We start from the raw sequence: 19856 nt of genomic DNA on the forward strand, positions 1-19856 counted from the left end.
AGCCTCATGTTGAGGCTTATTTTTTATTGTCAAATTTAACGTTTTGGTAAAGGAATATATTGTGAACTTTGGTTTTGGCTCTTACGTTCACCTACTTTGACATCTAGTGTCGCAGTTTGACCATTACGTTCAACTTCCAGTTTTACCGTTGTACTAGGTGCTTGTAGAGCCACATAATTAATTAAATGCGATGCAGAATTAATCACTTCGTCATTCACTTTTAAAATTTTGTCACCTACTTTAACACCAGCCTGATCCGAAGGGCCACCGCGCAATACGTCAGCAACCACAACACCTGTTTGACGTTGGGCTAAAACATCATCTTGATCTTGATTTGGTGCAACCAGACTAATACCCAACCAACCACGAATGACACGACCATCTTTTAAAATCGAATTTAGAACTTGCTGACACACCTGTGCAGGAATCGCAAATCCAATCCCTAAAGAGCCGCCAGATTGAGAGAAAATTGCGGTATTGACCCCAATCAAATTTCCTGCAACATCAATCAACGCACCACCAGAATTACCCGGATTAATTGCTGCATCAGTCTGAATAAAGTCTTCATAAGTGTTGATACCCAAATCTGATCGCCCTGTTGCAGAAATAATCCCTTGTGTCACTGTTTGACCTACACCAAATGGATTACCAATTGCTAAAACCACATCCCCCACTTCATTGCCACTTAACTTAAAAGGCAACACAGGAAGTTGATCAAGCTCGATCTTAATGACTGCTAAATCTGTATCAGGATCTGTTCCAATCACTTTTGCAACAGCACGGCGACCATCATTGAGTCCAACTACAATTTGATCTGCCTGTGCAATAACATGGTTATTCGTCAAAATATAACCATCAGGACGTACAATTACGCCAGAACCTAGACTATTTTCATTCTCCTGATTCGGCTGCTTTGGTAATTGATTACCAAAAAATTCACGAAAAACAGGATCATTAAGTAAAGGATTAGCCGCTTGTTTTATTTTTTGGGTCGTAAAAATATTGACAACTGCAGGTGCAGCCACTTTTACAGCAGCACTATAAGACACTACACCACCTGCACGTGAAGTATCCACTAAAGGTTTTACATTTTCGGCGGGCATTTTTACGCCATCGGCGGCTACAGGCGCTTTAGGCTGATTTAATTTTTGCCATGAAAGAAAACTAATAATGACAATGATGAGAAGTATCCACGGTAACCATGTAAAAGCACGACGCACGTTTACATCCTCTAAGTTTGATTTAATTTATTGAAGAAAAAAGAGTTTACTTATTGTAAAGCATAAGCTTATCGATAGCTGAAAAAGATAATAAAGATTTGTCTAGCTTTAGTTACAATTAAAAATATGTTTTGATGTGAGTTCACTGGATTGATTCAGAGTTAGATGATTCATGGCAAATTTACATGACATTATAAAATGGTGTGATCAAACACTCAGTAGCAGCGAATTTAAAGATTATGCGCCAAACGGCTTACAGATTGAAGGAAAAGAAAGCGTCAAACGCATTGTATCTGCGGTGACAGCTTCTGAAACAGCAATTGATGCTGCAATTGAACTTAATGCCGATTTATTGTTGGTTCATCATGGCTATTTCTGGAAAGGCGAACCCTACCCGATTACAGGAATGCGTGGTAATCGAATTAAAAAACTGATTCAAAATGATATTTCCTTAGTTGCCTACCATCTGCCATTAGATGCTCATCCTATTTTAGGCAATAATGCTGCAATTGCTGAACTTTTAGAACTTCATGAAATAGAAGCTTTGGACAGTAGCGAGCGTTACCCTATCGGAAATATTGGTTATCTAAGACAAGCCTTAACACCTGAGGACTTTAAATTAAAATTGCAACATTGTTTTGATTTTAATATTGTCCATTTGCCTGCCCATAAAACTCGCATTCAAAAAGTCGGCTTTTGCACAGGCGGCGCTCAGGATTTTATCAATAAAGCTGCGCTGCTCGATTGTGATGCGTATATATCTGGTGAAGTCAGCGAACGTACATTTTATGAAGCACAAGAACTAAATGTACATTATTTTGCCTGTGGCCATCATGCAACTGAAAGTTATGGCGTTCAACGTTTAGCAAAGGCGTTGTCAGATCATTTTTCGCTCGAACACCATTATGTAGAGTTGAATAATCCGATTTAAGACGTATTTATTACAAGTCTTTATATATGTATTAATTAAGGTTTTATTGTGTATTGTTATTTAAAACGATGCGCTTTTGCGTAAATAATCATTTACAATAGAGCCACTTAATCCTACTACCCCAGCTAACGCAAGGAATTGGAACATGACAACCATTACTTTACCTGCATTACCTTACGCTTATGATGCACTTGAGCCACATATTTCTAAAGAAACTTTAGAATTCCATCATGACAAGCATCATCAAACTTATGTTACTAATCTAAATAACTTGATCAAAGGTACTGATCTTGAAGGTAAAACTTTAGAAGAAATCATCAAAGCATCTGCTGGTGATGCCTCTAAAGCAGGTATCTTTAATAATGCTGCACAAGTTTGGAATCACACTTTTTACTGGAATTCTATTGCTCCAAATGGTGGTGGTAAACCTACAGGTGCAATTGCAGCAAAAATTGATGAAGCATTTGGTTCTTACGAAAAATTTGCTGAAGAATTTGCCAATGCAGCAACAACTCAATTCGGTTCGGGTTGGGCATGGTTAGTTGCCGATCAAGTGAACGGTAAACTTTCTATTACTAAAACTTCAAATGCTGATACTCCGCTTGCACACGGTCAAGTTGCTGTATTAACAATTGACGTTTGGGAACATGCTTACTATATCGACTACCGCAATGCACGTCCTAAATACATCTCTACCTTCCTTGAGAGTCTGGTCAATTGGGATTATGCAAATGCAAAACTTGCAGGCCAACCAGCAGGCGTAGAAAAATAAGTTTTATTTTTTTAAAGGCCGTCCATTTATGGACGGTTTTTTTTGACTTGCAGTAAAATAAATACGATTAAAAACATTAATTTTTGATGAATAAAACAGCATAAGCTTCTGTTTTGATGATAAATAAATCATTTAACGCCTGTTTTAAGTAATTACCCTTGACCTAATCCCAAGATGTGCCTAGAATGCGCATCAGATTCTCCAATAGCTCAGTCGGTAGAGCGACGGACTGTTAATCCGCAGGTCCCTGGTTCGAGCCCAGGTTGGAGAGCCAAAACTAATCTCCCATAGCTCAGTCGGTAGAGCGACGGACTGTTAATCCGCAGGTCCCTGGTTCGAGCCCAGGTGGGAGAGCCAAGATTCAAAAACCCACATATTTTATGTGGGTTTTTTTATTTTTATTATCTTACTTCTATAAAATCTAAAATATTAAAACAGCGTGGAATTTCCTTGCTGTCTTAACATCTCATTTTCTCACTTAATTCTAAACCACATAACGGTCAGGGCGGTGATTTAACGCCAATATCAAATTGAGTATAACTGCACCTAAAATAGAGATTACCAATAATGTCCAGCTCACAAATGCAATAGAAGCCAGTAAAATACAAATATCTAAACCCATTTGAATCTTACCCGCTGGAATCTTGTAACGTTCCTGAATAAATAATACCAATAAATTAAAACCACCCAAGCTTGAACGATGGCGAAACAAAATCAGAAAACCAAGTCCCATTAATACATTGGCTAAAATTGTGGCATACAAAGGCGTTAAACCATCCACATGAATAAAATAAGGATGTAACTCAGTCAATATTGAAAGAAGCCCCACAGCAACAAAAGTTTTAAGCACCATAGGTATACCTAAACGCTTATAAGCCAAGTAATAAAATGGGATATTCATCAGAAAAAAAACCAGACCAAATTTTAGCCCTGTCGCATAATGGATAAGTAAAGATAAACCTGCTGTACCCCCCGTAAGCGTTCCCGCTTGCTGCATGAGCATCATGCCAAAAGAGATAATAAAAGTTGCAATGATCATCGCAAGACCATCTTCAATATACGAATGATGCCGAGTTTTGATCTCTTGATTTACATTTAAATCAGCAGTGATATTAGCCATGCGATTGATCTACACTCATCATTTGATAATTTTCTTTGATACGCTCAAGCACAATAGAGGTATGGCAATTACTTACGCCAATTTTAAGTGTGGTCAATTTATTGATCAGTTGACTCATTTCATTTAAATCACGCACCATGACTTTTAATAGATAATCAAAATTTCCTGTGAGCTTATAAACTTCCCGAATCATATTTTCATGCTGCACAAAATCCAGAAACCGATTCAATACTTCATCGCTATATTGAAGTAATTTGATTTCTATCATCCCCATAATTGGTTGCAATTCTGCCTCAGGATGCAACTGTGCATAGTAGCCCTGAATCATGCCATTTTGCTCTAAAGCAATTCGTCGACGAGAACACTGAGAAGTCGATAGACCAATAATTTCGGCCAACTCTTGATTGCTTAAGCGACCATTACATTGCAATTGCTGTAAAATTTTAAAATCATATTCATCAAGTGAATCATTCATATCAGGTCATTACCTAATTGAAATCCTTTGTTTTTTCCATTAAATTAAAAAATGTTTAATGGAAAAAAACGAGAATTGGTTGATACGAAAATTAAGTTGGAATAATAAACGTTTTAATCCAAAAAATGCAATAAAAGTGCATTAAAAACAAATAAACGCAATAAAAAATCATTTATAATTACTTTTCACTTATAAATTGCATATTAATGCCATTTTATATCAAAATTTTTCCCATACAAAACCATCAGAATAGACAGACTAAAATTTGAATGCCATTTAATAGAATAACCAACTTGTCTAATTTTAAATCATTCAAACTTTTTTTAATAATTTCAGCTTATTAAGCCTTGACCAAAAACCAAATGCCTTTTAGAATCTTAGCCCAGATTCTCCCATAGCTCAGTCGGTAGAGCGACGGACTGTTAATCCGCAGGTCCCTGGTTCGAGCCCAGGTGGGAGAGCCAAATTTTTAACCCACTCTAATGAGTGGGTTTTCTTTTGAGAATGGGAAAGCGTGTTGAGTTCATCTCAAATATTCTTTTTAAGTTTAGGCTGTTTATCCAGCTTATTTCTTATATTTACCTGTTTAAAGTCTTTTATCTTTACCAGACAACAGTTTTTTGCCCGTGCCCCTATTACCCCTTTGGAAACAAAGATGTTTCGCCGTTTGAAAAGTGCCTTTCCCGACCATCATGTCTTAGCTCAAGTTGCTTTTAGTGCATTAATTACGAGTGATAACTATAAAATTAGACGTAAATTTAATCGAAAAGTGACAGATTTTGTAATTCTAAATGATGCCCTTGAAGTCATTGCTATCATTGAACTTGATGATTCAAGTCATTTAGAAAAATTTAAAGAAGACCAATTACGTGACAGTATGTTTAAAGAAGCTGGATATTGCGTCTTTCGATATTCCGAAATTCCAAATATCCGCCAGTTACAAAAGGATATTTTGTAAAATCTCAAGATGTTAGTCTTCAGAAGATCAAATTATTCCGCCCCAGATTGATTATACTTTTTTGCAATTTCTTCATGCTGTAGCTTATATTGACGCTGATTTTCTTTATCACTTTTTGCAGCTAAAAAAGCCATTCCAATAAGAAAAAAAAGAAAACATAACCCTAATGCCATAAAAAAGAATGCTTTACGATGATGAGCTAACGACATTTAATTACTCGTTTCTATCTAATAAAATTTGCATCAATATAACAAAAATAATGATTAAAAAACGATATATTTAAGCTTATTTTAATATTTATATCTGCATAAAAAAACCTCGATTAATCGAGGTTTTTTTACTATCTGATTAAATTAGAAACGGTAACCAATACCAACATATGTCACGATTGGGTTAATTTCAATTTTAGTAGAGCCTTTAAGAGCTGTCTCTTTCAAAGTATTTGAATAAAGATCTAAAGTCGCTTTAGTATTTAATTGTGCATATGTAACAGAGGCAGTAGCAAACCAATCTTTATTGAAATTGTAATCTGCACCTACTGTAACTACTGGAGCAACTGCATCTTTGATTTCTACATTGCGTACTTCAGGTTGAATAAGTTTTGTAACAGCATTTGAGTTTGCAATTGCCTCATTTACCCCACCTTCTAGTTTAAAATCACTAAAGTGTGCGTACATAATACCAGCACCCACGTATGGACGGAATTTACTATCTACCGTACCAAACTGATATTTACCAAGAACAACTGGAGTGTAGGCATCTACTTCACCAACTTTACCTACAGAGCTTAGATTAATACCGCCAGCTTCTTTTAAAATTATACCCTTACCGTCAATTTCCATTTTTGGTGGAACACCAGCAACTAACTCAAGAACAACATTATCATTTACATAATAATCAAATAATAAGCCGCCTGTATCAGCATCATCAATTTCAAAACCAGCATCACCAGCATAAACTGAGTTAGTTTTTAGCGCACCTTGTACTGTTTTGCTTGTAATATCCCCAGTTACTCCCTGTTTTTCACCTTGCGGCATAATATGTAACCAGCCTGCAGTAACACTAAAAGTTTTACCGTCAGAAGTTGCTGCATGTGTTGCAAAGCTTGTCGCAAGTAATGCTACCGGTAGGAGTACTGTTGTTAATTTTCTCATGGGAAATCCTATCAATTTGTCGTATATACGATAAGGCCTAAGGTATCCAAACCTCATTGTTTGACAATTATTAGAATAAATACTTAAAAGATCAATACAGATTTATAACTTAGTAAGTTCATTTTTTATAATTGTATGAATTTTATTATAATTATTTTTATAAATATCAACATAACACCTCAAATTTTATACATTAAAAAGGCAAGTAATAATCAATTACAACTTACCTATATTTAAAAAAATAGTTACCTTAAAAATAAATTAAATAATCAAAATTTAACTTTATAAAATAGTAATGAATATATCTAAATTTGCTTGATTCAAAGCATCATCATTTTACTGATTGTTAAGCTTTTAAAAAGTCAACTCCTAATTTTATCAAACTTACGATCTTTTAAGCTGATTCTTCCACGCACAACATCTGAAAACATTTTCCAGTCTGAAATAAAACTATAAAGTGGCTGCTTAAAACTTGCAGGTTTGTTTTTTTCAAAAGTGAAATGCCCTATCCATGCGCATGCGTAACCTGAAAGTAATCCATAAGCAATGTATTTGGGTTTGCGTTTTCGGATTGCTTTACTTAGGAAGTAAATACCCAGACTACTCCCTGCGATATGTAAACGACGGCTTAAAATATTGCGATGTTCAGTGAGATAGAAGTGATAAAATTCCTGATAATTTTTAATGGGTAGTTGAGTTGTTTGATCGCTGGCTGAGTTTTTTTGAAATTTTACTGGCGCATTCATGGTCATCATCCTGAGACTATTTAATCATCACTTTACCTGAAACTTTATTGTTTAAAAAGCCTGTTTTAATTTATGGGAAATGGATTGAGTAGACCTTTATCATTGAATTTGAATCGCATGTACATTTATCAAATCAATCATAGATAAATCACACAATCACAAGCAAGTTTTAGTGTTATGCTTGAATAAGATTAAATCCTTAAAATCTAAAGAAGTTTTAGGAGTCATCTTATGGTCGAAATTGAACTAAAATTTCAGCTTTCAGAACGAAAGAAAAAGAGTGTATTACAAGCACTAAAGGCAAAAACTGCCCAGAAAATTCGCTTACAAGCTAAATATTATGATACAGCAGATCGTGTACTTGCGAAAAATCATATGGCCATTCGCTTACGTCAGGAAGGTGATCATTGGGTACAAACCTTTAAGGCATCGGGTAAAAGCCACCTTGAGCGTATTGAAAATGAAGTTCAACTTGGGCAATGTGAGGTTGAACCAGAATTAAATCTCGATCTATTCTCTGAAAATAAAATTGTTAAGGACTTACTTGATCAAGTATTAGCTGATCAGCGGCACCAATTGACACTTCAGTTTCAAACTGATGTCCACCGTACTTTTAGAATTATCACCATCGATGGAACTGATATTGAAGTTTGTTTGGATGATGGTGTCGTTTCAACGACTGAACAATCAGAAAAAATTTGTGAAGTTGAATTCGAATTAAAGCAAGGCTCACCTGAACAATTGATTTTATTTACACAAGACTGGGTCAATAAATATCAACTTTGGCTGGATGTTCGTAGTAAAGCTGAACGTGGCAATTTATTATCAGTCAAACAAAAAGCATCTCCTGCGGTTAAGGCTAAGACGCTGATTTTACATAAAGAAGATTCAACTGACGTCGCTATTCGTAAAATGGTTGCAAATGCATTACAACAATTGTTACCTAATGCCGCAGTCATTGCCGATGGCGTTGCAAATCCTGAACATATCCATCAGGCTCGTATTGCAATTCGCCGTATTCGTAGCATTTTTAAAAGTTTTCAGTCATGGTCAGATGATATTGATCCTTCATGGGAAAATCAGCTTAAACAGATTTTTCAGGCTTTGGGAACAACACGTGATTTAGATGTATTCTCTGATGAAATATTTCCTGAACTCTTAAAAGCAGAGGCGCCTTTTTCAACTTTGCCTAAGTCAGTGGCAATCGATAATCAGATTCATCTGCTCTTTCAAAAATCAGAAACAGTATGTTTACTTTTGCAACTTCTAGCATTTAGTTATCATGAACAATCGAATCATCAGAAATCATCCAAACTTAAGAAAGAAAGCAAAGCGTTGTTAAGTCAGTTACACCAAAAAATTATTCATGACGCTGATCATTTTAGTCAGCTTGAAATTGAGGAAAGGCATCGTACCCGTAAACGGTGTAAACGCTTACGCTATTGTATTGAATTTATCTCAAGTTTATATGACCCAAAAGCAGTAAAAAAATACTTAAATCGATTACAAGCCGTGCAAGAAAAACTGGGTTTATATAACGATTTGCATGTGGCTGAGCATGTCTTTCGTGAATCTGCACATAAGCAAGCTGAATTCTGGTTTGCGGTCGGTTGGAGTAAAGCAAAACAAGAACAACTTTTACTTGAGTCTGAACAAGAATTAAAAAAATTTGCAGATGCTAAGGTATTTTGGTAAATCCTATAGATCTAAGTTATTTTAAGCTTAGATCTCAATTTATACCTTAACGATGTTTGGCAAATACTTTCCAGACCCCATTGTCCGCAATCGGGTCTTGATAGCTGTCACTACGTTGTTTACGAGGTTTGTCGCGAGCATCGATAAGTTTAAAATGTGGCTCAACTCCAAGAATAATACCATTTACATAAAATCGAGTTCGACTATAGTCGCTTTGTCCATGCTGAAAGACATAAGTTCTTAAATCAATAAATTCACGATGTGCCACTAAAGCTGACGTGTCATCACTTTCAAGCCATTGTTGCATGGCAAAAATCTGATCTGTGTCAAATTGCCCACATTTTTCGATTAAGCTGGCAACCCCTCTAAAAGTTTTAGATTCTTTCGCACGAGTTTTGTTAATCCGAATACGATCAACATGAAAGAAAAAAAGCGGTAGATTTAAATGACTGGGTAAGTGAATCGCATCTAATGTTTCATCTTGCATAAAAGGTTGAGATAGCGATTGTGCCCTTTCAATCAATTCTCTCCATTCAAGATAATATTGTTCAACTTCTGATTGTAACCCGTAATAAATAGGTAGACCTTCAACATGCTCTAAATGTTCAGGTGGCCAATGATGTTGGCGCAATACAGCAATATCCGTTTTTAAACGTTGAATAGCAATTGCATCTTGCATAAAACACCTGCTTTAAATTTACTTAGGCTATTTTAAGCCTAGATCAAAGGTTTAGTTTATGCAAGGCTTTAACGTATAATACGTGCATTCGTTTGTGTTGGAAAAAGTCATGTCTCAAAAAATTGATGCCACTGATATCACTGAAGAAGAAGCTTTAAATGCAGTTTTTTTTGAGCGTGCTGATGAGTTTATTAAACTTGCCAATGAGTTCTGTCGTCCCAAAAAAGGTGATAAGCCTGATCCTGCGGCTGTACGTGGTCAAGTGAGCGCGGCCATGTTATTTGGTACAGCGCGTTTTAACACTTGGGTTGCTGCAAATAACTTTAAAGATGGCAATGAAATGCGTGATGCTAAAGAACAAGTGATGTCTTATGTATTACAACAGTTTCAGATGATGCTAGAAGATAATTACGACGAGTATTGCGAACAGTTCGATAATTATTTGCGCTTTCGGGAAAATGAAGAATTTCATACTCACAAGCATGATCATAAACACGACCACAATCATTAAAAAAGCCCATACGGGCTTTTTTAATGATTTTGTAAAATTCATGCTTAAATCTTGCGATCCCAGACAATTTTTTTCACCACATTATTTACCACAGTTACCGTATAATAAGTGTTATCAATCAAATAAATATAATCTACAGCCGTTAATTTCTTTCGATTTTCTTCCCATTCATAACTGCGCTGTGAAACAGGTGCTTGCTGCATTTTTTGCATCAAATTGACATAGCTATCTCCAATATAGACCAAGCTGCCTGTTTGACTCCGCACAGAACTGGTTTCAGAACCAGCAAAAGATATTGTTGGACTAATCAGCATTACCATCAATGCGATGGAAGCGAATCTTTTTCTGGTTTTAATTGACATGTTTTTACCTTTATTTTTGGTCTTTCATATTTCAAAACAACTTAATAACATAGACCCTTTTTTACTATTGAGTCAAATCTTCAAACAACAATTGTAAAAAAGACTGCCAAATGAAGCAGTCTTTAATTTAGATAAAAATGTTACTGTTTCTTTGCGGCTTGACCATATTGATCTGCCATTACTTCGACAAAATGATCTAGTTTGATATATTTCTTAATCACAGTGTCAATATCAGCTTTACTGAGTTTGGCAATATCACGATCACGTTGCCCACGATCAAGCATATTCTTACCACGTTCGAGCTGACTGTTCAGCATACGGTGAATGCTTCGTTCATCTTCAAGCGTTGTCACTCGTTTTTTCAAAATATCTGCTTTGGCAGATTCTAGTTCCTGTTCAGTTACACCACTTTGCAATAACTTTTGCAAAACATGATGCACGGTTTGAGAAACTTGCTCACCACGCCCTGCGGTATAATTTGCTTCAATGGTAAGCGCGCCCACATTGGTATCACTGTCTAGTTGTAAATCACTACCAAAACCGTAGACCAATGCATTTTTTTCACGAAGCTCCTGCCCCAGACGTGAAGACAATTGTGATTGACCTAAAATATTGGTAAAGACAATTAAGGCAGGTGCATCAGGATGATCCACACCCACAGGAAAAGTCAAAATACTTTGATAATTACCAAATTCGCGTTGTTCAGACAATGCATGTACTTTTTGAGCAGGATAGTCGGTATCTGTCGATAAGATCTTCTGATAAGGCTGTGCACTTGACCAAGAACCAAATGATTGAGCAATAAATTGCTGCATTTTTTGTGGATCAAAATCACCTGTAATCGCAATTTGAGCATGGTTCATGGCAATGAATTGATCATAAAGCTGTTTGACTTGTGCCTGAGTCGCTTGGTTAAGCTGTTTTTTAGCAAATTCAGGCTCAAAATGATAACGTAAATCGCCAGGTTGATAAATTTCGATGAGTCTTGCCAGATTTAAAGCAGCAACAGTTTCAGGTTCAGTATATGGACGATCCAGACTGGCAAGACTTTGTGATTTAATCAAATCAAACTGAGTTTGTTCAAAGCTTGGGTGCTTCATCACATCCACTACAAATTTAAAAAATTCCTCAAATTTATCCTTACGTGCCTGAATATTAATCGTCATCCCATTGTCTGAACTGCTAGCAGTTGCAGCCCCGCCTGCTTCAATTGATTTATCGGCAACGTCCTGCAAACTATATTTATTTGAGCCACGCAGTAATAAATACGAAGTTAAATCTAATACAGTTCCTTTATCAAACATAGATTTTTCTGTACCAAAATCGAGTGTAATCGTTGCATAAACACGGTCATCTCGAGTTTGTGTTGGGAACAACGCATATTGCATACCGTTTTTAAGTTTGCCACGTTGGATTTTTTTCTCGGTATTTTGTAAATAATTTGCCGATGATTTTACATATTGACTAACTTCCTGCTTATAGATACTGGCATCTTTCAATGGTTCTTCAGCAGTTTTTTGCTGATCCAGTGTTTTCGGTTTTTCTTGCTGATTTTTTTGTTCCAGTGCTTTTTTTTGTGCTTCTGGGGTTGGTTTAATATCGCCCGAAATACGATGTTCAGGAGTTAAAAACTGTTTTAAAGTTTGATTAACCTCATTTATATTGAGTTTCTGCACCGCATCTAAATCATTAAAATATTGCCCCCAATTGCCTTTAGAAGACACAATATAATCACTCAAACGTGAACCCAAAGCAGTCGCATCATTCATAATAAGATCAGACTGATTTTGCATCAGCGTTTTGACACGTTTTAATTCAGTGTCATCAAAAGCTTTGCCATTTTCAACTTGAGAAATTAGAGTCGATTCGACTTTTTTCTCATCATTGTTAGGTGCATAAATTGCGCCTAAAAAGACAAGATTAAAGTCCTGATCTAACCAAGTGGTCGACTGTACAGCGGTACTAAGTCCTGTTTCAACGATCCCCTGATATAGATGACCACTTGGTTGCATCGTATAAAGCAACGGCGAAAGTGCCAACGCAGGCTGAATCTTTTGATTTTGCCCATTCATGTAAATATGGAATTTGGCTAAATCACTGCCCTTTTGGACTAAAAAATTACGTGGATTAATCTTGCTTGAATCCAGTCTTGGCACTTGTACACTAGCAGGAATCGTACGCGCAGCAATTGAACTAAAGTTTTTATCGATATTCTTCAATACTTCTGCTTTATCAAACTTTCCTGAAATAACCATTACCGCATTATTTGGTGCATACCATGTCCGATAAAACTTATTCACTTCATCGAGTTGAATGGATTTAAGTTCAGGTAAATCTCCAATCGGTAAACGACCTAAATATTGATTACCATAGGCAGCTTTAAACATTTGATCCATCAACACTGAAAATGGCTGATCCATACGAATTTCACGTTCACGTTTAACGATTTCAATCTCTGAAGGAACAAACTTTTTCTGCAATACCAGTTTATCCATGCGCTGAGATTCCAAATACAAAATCTCATTCAATGCCTGTGGTTCGGGACGAACAATGTTGGTATAACGCGTAGAATAGTACTCTGTACTGGCATTGGTCATGAGCGTGTATTGATCTAGACGGCGCTGAAACTCATCACCTTTTACATCTTGAGTTCCTTTAAATGCTAGATGCTCCAACAAATGTGCAAGTCCACCCTTACCTTTCGGATCATTTAAAGAACCCGTAAAATAAATCGTATTTACAAAGACTTTATTTTCTTTATTGTTGGGTGCAAGCACCACCCGAAAACCATTATCCAGTTTGTATTCTTCAATATTCTTTTCGCTTTTGACCAATACGGTTTGTGACCAAGCACTTGCACTTAAACCAAGAAAACACAATGAAAGAGTAAGTTGTTTAAACCGCATTAACATAAAAATTCCAAAATTAATTAAGTAATATGAATTATTTGAACGTGGTTATAGTATGAAAATACTCAATTTTTTTATAGTGAAGTTTTGAAACGAAAATCACATTTGACTGGATTTAATTTTGCAAAAAATAAGACGAAAAGATGTGATCAATATCACATCCATGTTTAATCCTCATCACGCAATTTAAGGTTTTGATGCGTATATAAACCACAATTACCTGAAAAAAGATAAGCCAATAAACAAGTAATCACAGCATATTGAGCGATATCTGCTCCAAATAGTTCAATTGCCAAGACAATTGAAGTCAAGGGCGCTTTACTGGCTCCAGCAAATAAACTCACCAAACCCAAACCCGCTAACAATGAAATAGGTAAAGGCAAGAACTGACCTAATGCATTACCAAAAGTTGTACCGACAAAAAATAGCGGTGTAATCTCACCACCTTTAAACCCTGAACCAAGCGTAGTTGCAGTAAAAATAATTTTTCCGAGAAAATCAGTTACGGGTAAATCAATATAAAACGACGAGATAATACTGCCAACACCCAATCCATTAAATTTTTGATGCCCTACAAGAATGGTCATAAGCATTATTACGATCCCCCCAATCATCGGTCGAAATGGCATAAAACGAACACGCTGACTGAGCTGTTTACTCACAAACAGAATAGACGCAATAAAAATTCGGGCTACAAATCCGAATAACAACCCTGCCACAATTAAACTTGAGATTGTGGTGAAATTTAAATCAGGGAAACTCGAAACGACATAATACTGATGAGGATGACTAATATGAAATAACTCAGGAATCTGAGACGCGACCAGCGCTGAAACAAAGCAAGGAAACACAGCAGAATAACGTAATTTACCCAACGCAGTAATTTCTAAACCATATATTGCCCCCGCCAATGGTAGCCCAAAGATAGCCGCAAAACCTGAACCAATACTGGCGATTAGAAATATTTTGCGGTTATCTCCTGGCACCTTAAAGACTTGAGTCATATGGTCTGTCAATGCGCCAGAAAGCTGTACTGCGGGAGCTTCACGACCAGCAGAACCCCCAAAAATCTGGGTTAAAATTGCACTGAAAAATACCAAAGGTGTCATACGTTTAGGAATAAATGCTCTGGGTTGATGAATTTCATCAATCAGCAAATGTGTCCCTTTTTCAATTGGCGTTCCATAATAATAAAACAAATACCCCATGAATAAACCAATAAATGGCAAAAAATAAACCAACCATGGGTAAGCAATTCGAGTCTGATTCGCAAGATCAAAACACACAAAAATAAGGCTTGAGGATAATCCTGAAATCAACCCGATCAATACAGAAGCCACAACCCAGTAGGCAGTGTAACGAAAAATCTGCGTGTATTCAGAAGACGGGAAAACTTTCATAAATACTGGAAGCTATAAGTTTATTAAAATGGAAATCTATCGCTATTATTATCATGACGATATGAAAACAAGCTTAACGCTTTAAAGCGATTTATGCCACATAAAAACCAATAGCTTGGCAGATTTTATGTTGTTATTTCCAGATTACTTTGCATATACAGCACCCCATACCCAGCAATTTCGATTCGTTCATTTGCTAAAATACGAAAATATAACTCACCACCACGCTTTGAAGCTTGATAAGCAATAAGTTCAGTTTTATTCAATTTATCTGCCCATAAGGGCACGATTGCCGTATGAATTGAACCTGTGACTGGATCTTCGTCAATTCCAATCGCAGGTGCAAAATAACGTGATACACAATCATATTTAGCACCATTCGATGCTGTAATGGCAACATCAAGCGTTGAACTGGTAATGGCAGTGCGTTGTTTGCCCAGAGTTTTAAGTTTGACTAAATCTGGCTGCTCATCCAAAACATCTTGTACACTTTCATATTCGACGATATATCCCTGTTGGTTGGCATATACCGCTTTAAATGGTTTAGACAATGCTTCATCTAAAATAGCAGGATATTCATTTAACTTTTCAGCACGGCGAATTGGAAAATTCATCAAAATTTTGCCATCTTCTGCCTGAGTGATAATAAAAACACCTAATTCCTCAACATGAAAATGAAGTGTTTTGGCAGTGGTATAATCTTTGAACAAAACAAAAGCACTGGCTAAAGTCGCATGTCCACAAAAAGCCACTTCATCCGTCGGTGAAAACCAGCGAATAGCATAGTTTTCACCATCAAGTTTTTTCACAAATGCTGTTTCAGATAGATTATTTTCAAAAGCAATCGATTGCATTAATGCATCTTCTAACCAATCCTCTACAACCAAAACCGCAGCAGGATTTCCTTTAAATAATTGCTGAGTAAAAGCATCAACCTGATACATTTTCATTTTTTACTTTTTCCTTATTTGAAATAACAAATTTAACCGTGACTCAGTTCAGAATCATCGTCACTGTTTAAAATATTTTTATCAGTTTGCAGCATCAATTGACTGGTAATTGTACCTGCGGTCATCGAGCCATTTACATTCAATGCGGTACGCCCCATATCGATCAGAGGTTCAATTGAAATCAACAGAGCCACCAAAGTCACTGGCAACCCCATTGCAGGCAAAACAATAAGTGCAGCAAAAGTTGCTCCTCCACCGACACCCGCAACACCAATCGAACTTAAAGTGACGACTAAAATCAGCGTTGCAATCCATAATGGATCAAAAGTATTGATACCTAAAGTTGGCGCGACCATAACTGCAAGCATAGCAGGATATAAACCAGCGCAACCATTTTGACCAATAGTCGCACCAAAGGACGCTGAAAAACTGGCAATCGACTCAGGCACACCCAAACGCTGAGTTTGTGCTTCGATATTTAAAGGAATACTTGCCGCACTGGAACGACTGGTAAATGCAAAAGTTAAAACAGGCCAGACTTTTTTAAAGAATCGTAATGGATGAATGCCTGAAAGTGATAATAAAATGCCGTGTACTACAAACATGATTGCAAGACCAATATAAGAGGCAACTAAAAAACCACCCAGCTTTAAAATGTCTGCCATATTGGAGCCAGCAACGACTTTAGTCATTAAAGCAAAAACACCATAAGGTGTTAGGGTCATCACAAGGCGAACCAGTTTCATAATCCAGCCTTGTAAAGACTCGATCCCGCGTAAAATACGCTGACCTTTTTCAGAATCATCCTTCAAGAGCTTTAATGCAGCCATCCCCAAAAAAGCAGCAAAGATCACTACACTAATAATTGAAGTCGGATTTGCTCCCGTTAAGTCTGCAAATGGATTGGTCGGAATAAATGACAATAATAGCTGTGGCACATTTAAATCTGTCACTTTACCCATATAGTCACTGTGCAATGCGCTTAACCGCGCAGTTTCCTGTGTTCCCTGCACCAATCCTTCAGCAGTTAAGCCAAATAAATGGGTCACACTTACCCCCACAAAAGCGGCTATTGCGGTGGTAAATAATAAAATTCCTATGCTATAAAAACTGATTTTCCCTAATGAACTTGCATTGTGAAGTTTGGCAACAGCACCCAAGATAGAAATAAAAACTAATGGCATCACCACCATTTGCAGCAGTTTGACGTAGCCATTTCCAACAATATTAAACCATTGCATTGACTCAGCAATAATGGGGCTAGATTCACCATATACCAGTTGTAAGCCCAGTCCAAAAACCACCCCAAGCAATAAACCACTCAGCACTTTTTTTGCTAGGCTCCAATTGGTCTTTCGGGTCTGAGCAAGTAAAATAAGTAGCCCAATAAAAATAATAATATTGATCAGTAAGGGCCAGTTCATACAGACACCTGAAAGTTAATTGAATTTGTGAGTAATATTGGAGCATAGATATAAGCCATTAAACTAGCCCCAAGTTATTTAATTGATCAGACAATAACGGTTATCTTTATATTTATTCAGTCTAAGCAATTCATTTAAATCAATTTATCAATATGAATCATCATCAGACTGAGGTTCAATTCAACAAAATATCAACAAATGATGATATTCAAAAAATTAACCTCTCAAAGTTGAGAGGTTAATGCTAGATTATTCATCACCCATATGCTGAATGATCGCTTGTCCAAATTCAGAACAGCGTAAAAGTGTTGCACCTTGCATCAGTCGTTCAAAATCATAGGTCACTGTTTTAGCTGCAATTGCACCCGATATACCTTTAATAATCAAATCCGCAGCCTCTGTCCAGCCGATATCACGCAACATCATTTCCGCAGACAAAATAATCGAACCCGGATTCACTTTGTCCTGCCCTGCATATTTAGGTGCTGTACCGTGCGTCGCTTCATAAACTGCAATCGCCCCCCCGATATTTGCTCCTGGCGCAATGCCAATCCCGCCGACTTCGGCAGCCAGTGCATCAGAAATATAGTCCCCATTTAAGTTTAATGTCGCAATGACTGAATAATCTGTAGGACGTAGCAAAATTTGTTGCAAGAACGCATCGGCAATAACGTCCTTAATAATAATATCTTTGCCAGTTTTTGGATTTTTAATTTTTACCCATGGACCATCATCAATGAGTTCACCGCCAAAACGCTCAATGGCCAGTTCATAACCCCATTCTTTAAATGCGCCTTCGGTATATTTCATAATATTGCCTTTGTGTACCAAAGTCACATTTGGCTTATCATGATCGATTGCAAACTGAATTGCCTTACGCACTAAACGCTGTGAACCTTCTTTAGATACAGGCTTGACACCTATGCCACAACTTTCAGGGAACCGAATTTTGGTCACACCCATTTCTTCTTCAAGAAATTTAATCATTTTTTTGGCTTCAGGCGAGTCTGCTTTCCATTCAATACCTGCATAAATATCTTCCGAATTTTCACGAAAAATCACCATATTGGTGTGTTCTGGATGTTGAACAGGACTTGGAACCCCTTTAAACCAGCGGACAGGTCGAATACAGACATATAAATCCAACTCTTGACGCAGTGCAACATTGAGTGAGCGAATGCCGCCGCCCACTGGCGTAGTCAATGGCCCCTTAATTGAAACTACATATTCACGCAATGCTTCAAAAGTTTCTTCGGGCATATAACTGCCATAAATGGTATTTGCTTTCTCGCCGCAGTATACTTCCATCCATTCGATCGAACGTTTGCCACCATACGCTTTTAGCACAGCAGCATCTACCACTGCTTTCATAGCTGGTGTAATATCCACACCAATACCGTCACCCTCAATGAAAGGAATGATCGGATGGTTGGGGACATTAAGTGATAGATCTGCATTGACTGTAATTTTGTCACCATCCGCTGGAACCACGATCTTCTGATAACCCATTGTATTGGTTCTCCCTTTTGTAACTGGTGAATAAAGTATGCCGCTAAGGACATACCCACAAGTTTATTTTTTAATCGCTAATAGTCTAATCCAAAACAGGTTTTTTTTAGATTTAAAGGATGAATAGCTACATTTCTCCATTAAATAAAAACCTTTTATTAACGCTTATGACCAAAGGCCAAAGTAGTTTATTGATATGAAAATCGTTGTATTTAACAAACCATTTGATGTCTTATCTCAGTTTCGGGAAGACAGCGCACACTTGACCGTTTCAAGTTTTATCAATGATCCTGAATTACGTATTGCAGGACGATTAGATTTAGATTCAGAAGGCTTGATGTTCCTGACTGATCATGGCGGTTTAAATCAGTTCATTACTCATCCAAGTAATAAAAAATATAAAACCTATCTGGTTCAAGTCGATGGCGATATCACTGAAGATGCGTTGCAACAATTACGCAAAGGTGTCGAACTTGCCGATGGCTTAACCTTACCTGCCACTGCGATTAAAGTTTCAGAGCCAGATTGGCTTTGGGAGCGTAATCCACCTGTACGTTATCGGGCGAATATTCCAACGTCTTGGGTTGAAATTTCAATTTGTGAAGGGCGCAATCGTCAGGTACGTCGTATGACAGCTACTGTTGGTTTTCCAACTTTACGCTTGATTCGGACAAAAATTGGTTCTATTGATTTAGTCCGACTAGGTCTGCAACCTGGCGAACAAACTGAGATTGAACCACTACTTTATCCTGACTTTAAGGACGTGCCAGAAGATAAGCCATATCGTTCACGGTCTTATGTAAAAAAACCAGGTGGAACTGGTGGTAAACCGATGCAGCATAAAAACAAAGAAGGTGATAAAAAAGATCCAAATAAGAAAAAGTCAGGAACTAAACGTATCTGGCAAATGGATGAAAGTGAGAAGCCACGTCGTAAGACCAATGGTACAACTCGTCCGAATACTAAAGCACCACGTGGCCGTAACCGTAATGGTCGTTGAGGTTTAGATGCTGATAAATCAAAATTTATCAGCATCTATTT

General features: G+C 37.0%; 19 protein-coding genes and 3 tRNA genes. 9 read left to right on the forward strand and 13 right to left on the reverse strand.

Annotated elements, in window-relative coordinates; genetic code table 11:
- Positions 1-35: 35 nt before the first annotated feature.
- A complete protein-coding gene (locus tag A7A69_RS02305) occupies positions 36-1220 on the reverse strand; it encodes a trypsin-like peptidase domain-containing protein (protein WP_120369535.1) in 1185 nt (394 codons plus the stop codon).
- Positions 1221-1392: 172 nt separating this feature from the next.
- Between A7A69_RS02305 and A7A69_RS02310 the strand changes: the two genes are divergently transcribed.
- The 4 genes from A7A69_RS02310 to A7A69_RS02325 all read left to right on the forward strand — a co-directional run bounded on the left by A7A69_RS02310 (position 1393) and on the right by A7A69_RS02325 (position 3280).
- Positions 1393-2151, forward strand: coding sequence for a Nif3-like dinuclear metal center hexameric protein (locus A7A69_RS02310; RefSeq protein WP_152876129.1), 759 nt, complete (start codon positions 1393-1395; stop codon positions 2149-2151).
- 145 nt (positions 2152-2296) lie between these two features.
- The gene (locus A7A69_RS02315) at positions 2297-2923 is read left to right on the forward strand and encodes a superoxide dismutase (protein WP_151981032.1); all 627 of its coding nucleotides are present in this window, start codon (positions 2297-2299) and stop codon (positions 2921-2923) included.
- 198 nt (positions 2924-3121) lie between these two features.
- Positions 3122-3197 (forward strand) — tRNA-Asn (locus A7A69_RS02320).
- A 7-nt stretch (positions 3198-3204) separates the two neighbouring features.
- Positions 3205-3280: transfer RNA gene (locus tag A7A69_RS02325), tRNA-Asn, on the forward strand.
- 127 nt (positions 3281-3407) lie between these two features.
- On the opposite strand, the gene A7A69_RS02330 is transcribed toward A7A69_RS02325, so the two are convergent.
- Together A7A69_RS02330 and A7A69_RS02335 are read right to left on the reverse strand one after the other, a co-directional pair.
- On the reverse strand, positions 3408-4043 hold the full coding sequence (locus A7A69_RS02330; protein WP_152876130.1) for a YitT family protein: 636 nt from the start codon (positions 4041-4043) through the stop codon (positions 3408-3410).
- Positions 4036-4518, reverse strand: a complete 483-nt coding sequence (locus A7A69_RS02335) for an Lrp/AsnC family transcriptional regulator (RefSeq protein ID WP_120369531.1) — start codon at positions 4516-4518, stop codon at positions 4036-4038. The genes A7A69_RS02330 and A7A69_RS02335 overlap by 8 nt, the downstream gene beginning before the upstream one ends.
- A 388-nt stretch (positions 4519-4906) precedes the next feature.
- Between A7A69_RS02335 and A7A69_RS02340 the strand changes: the two genes are divergently transcribed.
- Positions 4907-4982: transfer RNA gene (locus tag A7A69_RS02340), tRNA-Asn, on the forward strand.
- 50 nt (positions 4983-5032) lie between these two features.
- On the forward strand, positions 5033-5476 hold the full coding sequence (locus A7A69_RS02345; protein WP_187349148.1) for a DUF2726 domain-containing protein: 444 nt from the start codon (positions 5033-5035) through the stop codon (positions 5474-5476).
- 32 nt (positions 5477-5508) lie between these two features.
- On the opposite strand, the gene A7A69_RS16520 is transcribed toward A7A69_RS02345, so the two are convergent.
- The 3 genes from A7A69_RS16520 to A7A69_RS02355 form a co-directional block, all read right to left on the reverse strand.
- Positions 5509-5649: a hypothetical protein gene (locus A7A69_RS16520; RefSeq protein WP_171500759.1), complete on the reverse strand. Its 141-nt coding sequence runs from the start codon at positions 5647-5649 to the stop codon at positions 5509-5511.
- Between the two features lie 180 nt (positions 5650-5829).
- Positions 5830-6630 (reverse strand): OmpW/AlkL family protein, encoded by an 801-nt coding sequence (locus A7A69_RS02350; protein WP_120369529.1) that lies wholly within the window; start codon positions 6628-6630, stop codon positions 5830-5832.
- A 362-nt stretch (positions 6631-6992) separates the two neighbouring features.
- Positions 6993-7376, reverse strand: coding sequence for an Mpo1-like protein (locus tag A7A69_RS02355; RefSeq protein ID WP_152876132.1), 384 nt, complete (start codon positions 7374-7376; stop codon positions 6993-6995).
- A gap of 231 nt (positions 7377-7607) precedes the next feature.
- On the opposite strand from A7A69_RS02355, the gene A7A69_RS02360 reads away from it, so the two are divergent.
- Positions 7608-9071 carry a CYTH and CHAD domain-containing protein gene (locus A7A69_RS02360; RefSeq protein WP_152876133.1) on the forward strand — a complete coding sequence of 488 codons (1464 nt, stop codon included), beginning with the start codon at positions 7608-7610 and terminating at the stop codon, positions 9069-9071.
- 46 nt (positions 9072-9117) lie between these two features.
- On the opposite strand, the gene A7A69_RS02365 is transcribed toward A7A69_RS02360, so the two are convergent.
- Positions 9118-9750 (reverse strand): hypothetical protein, encoded by a 633-nt coding sequence (locus tag A7A69_RS02365; protein ID WP_152876134.1) that lies wholly within the window; start codon positions 9748-9750, stop codon positions 9118-9120.
- 109 nt (positions 9751-9859) lie between these two features.
- Between A7A69_RS02365 and A7A69_RS02370 the strand changes: the two genes are divergently transcribed.
- On the forward strand, positions 9860-10261 hold the full coding sequence (locus A7A69_RS02370) for a DUF3144 domain-containing protein (RefSeq protein ID WP_120369525.1): 402 nt from the start codon (positions 9860-9862) through the stop codon (positions 10259-10261).
- 44 nt (positions 10262-10305) lie between these two features.
- Here A7A69_RS02370 and A7A69_RS02375 read toward each other — a convergent pair whose 3' ends face one another.
- The 6 genes from A7A69_RS02375 to icd all read right to left on the reverse strand — a co-directional run bounded on the left by A7A69_RS02375 (position 10306) and on the right by icd (position 18815).
- Complete coding sequence (locus A7A69_RS02375; RefSeq protein ID WP_152876135.1) at positions 10306-10623, reverse strand: hypothetical protein; 318 nt, start codon at positions 10621-10623, stop codon at positions 10306-10308.
- A 140-nt stretch (positions 10624-10763) separates the two neighbouring features.
- On the reverse strand, positions 10764-13535 hold the full coding sequence (locus A7A69_RS02380) for a M16 family metallopeptidase (RefSeq protein ID WP_152876136.1): 2772 nt from the start codon (positions 13533-13535) through the stop codon (positions 10764-10766).
- 164 nt (positions 13536-13699) lie between these two features.
- Positions 13700-14932: a voltage-gated chloride channel family protein gene (locus A7A69_RS02385; RefSeq protein WP_120369522.1), complete on the reverse strand. Its 1233-nt coding sequence runs from the start codon at positions 14930-14932 to the stop codon at positions 13700-13702.
- 125 nt (positions 14933-15057) lie between these two features.
- On the reverse strand, positions 15058-15882 hold the full coding sequence (locus tag A7A69_RS02390; protein ID WP_152876137.1) for a PhzF family phenazine biosynthesis protein: 825 nt from the start codon (positions 15880-15882) through the stop codon (positions 15058-15060).
- A gap of 32 nt (positions 15883-15914) precedes the next feature.
- A complete protein-coding gene (locus A7A69_RS02395; protein ID WP_152876138.1) occupies positions 15915-17306 on the reverse strand; it encodes an L-cystine transporter in 1392 nt (463 codons plus the stop codon).
- A 249-nt stretch (positions 17307-17555) separates the two neighbouring features.
- Positions 17556-18815, reverse strand: a complete 1260-nt coding sequence (gene icd / locus A7A69_RS02400) for an NADP-dependent isocitrate dehydrogenase (RefSeq protein ID WP_152876139.1) — start codon at positions 18813-18815, stop codon at positions 17556-17558.
- A gap of 196 nt (positions 18816-19011) precedes the next feature.
- On the opposite strand from icd, the gene A7A69_RS02405 reads away from it, so the two are divergent.
- Positions 19012-19815, forward strand: a complete 804-nt coding sequence (locus A7A69_RS02405) for an rRNA large subunit pseudouridine synthase E (protein WP_151981020.1) — start codon at positions 19012-19014, stop codon at positions 19813-19815.
- Positions 19816-19856: the final 41 nt, after the last annotated feature.

The organism is Acinetobacter guerrae (genome assembly GCF_009372255.1).
Taxonomy (GTDB): Bacteria; Pseudomonadota; Gammaproteobacteria; order Pseudomonadales; family Moraxellaceae; genus Acinetobacter; species Acinetobacter guerrae.

Coding starts and splice junctions, on each gene's coding strand:
- A7A69_RS02395 (WP_152876138.1), bottom strand. CDS start 17,306: ATGAACTGGCCCTTACTGATCAATATTATTATTTTTATTGGGCTACTT.
- A7A69_RS02350 (WP_120369529.1), bottom strand. CDS start 6,630: ATGAGAAAATTAACAACAGTACTCCTACCGGTAGCATTACTTGCGACA.
- A7A69_RS02375 (WP_152876135.1), bottom strand. CDS start 10,623: ATGTCAATTAAAACCAGAAAAAGATTCGCTTCCATCGCATTGATGGTA.
- A7A69_RS02385 (WP_120369522.1), bottom strand. CDS start 14,932: ATGAAAGTTTTCCCGTCTTCTGAATACACGCAGATTTTTCGTTACACT.
- A7A69_RS02370 (WP_120369525.1), top strand. CDS start 9,860: ATGTCTCAAAAAATTGATGCCACTGATATCACTGAAGAAGAAGCTTTA.
- A7A69_RS02315 (WP_151981032.1), top strand. CDS start 2,297: ATGACAACCATTACTTTACCTGCATTACCTTACGCTTATGATGCACTT.
- A7A69_RS02380 (WP_152876136.1), bottom strand. CDS start 13,535: ATGTTAATGCGGTTTAAACAACTTACTCTTTCATTGTGTTTTCTTGGT.
- A7A69_RS02360 (WP_152876133.1), top strand. CDS start 7,608: ATGGTCGAAATTGAACTAAAATTTCAGCTTTCAGAACGAAAGAAAAAG.
- A7A69_RS02355 (WP_152876132.1), bottom strand. CDS start 7,376: ATGAATGCGCCAGTAAAATTTCAAAAAAACTCAGCCAGCGATCAAACA.
- A7A69_RS16520 (WP_171500759.1), bottom strand. CDS start 5,649: ATGGCATTAGGGTTATGTTTTCTTTTTTTTCTTATTGGAATGGCTTTT.
- A7A69_RS02405 (WP_151981020.1), top strand. CDS start 19,012: ATGAAAATCGTTGTATTTAACAAACCATTTGATGTCTTATCTCAGTTT.
- icd (WP_152876139.1), bottom strand. CDS start 18,815: ATGGGTTATCAGAAGATCGTGGTTCCAGCGGATGGTGACAAAATTACA.
- A7A69_RS02390 (WP_152876137.1), bottom strand. CDS start 15,882: ATGAAAATGTATCAGGTTGATGCTTTTACTCAGCAATTATTTAAAGGA.
- A7A69_RS02335 (WP_120369531.1), bottom strand. CDS start 4,518: ATGAATGATTCACTTGATGAATATGATTTTAAAATTTTACAGCAATTG.
- A7A69_RS02310 (WP_152876129.1), top strand. CDS start 1,393: ATGGCAAATTTACATGACATTATAAAATGGTGTGATCAAACACTCAGT.
- A7A69_RS02330 (WP_152876130.1), bottom strand. CDS start 4,043: ATGGCTAATATCACTGCTGATTTAAATGTAAATCAAGAGATCAAAACT.
- A7A69_RS02365 (WP_152876134.1), bottom strand. CDS start 9,750: ATGCAAGATGCAATTGCTATTCAACGTTTAAAAACGGATATTGCTGTA.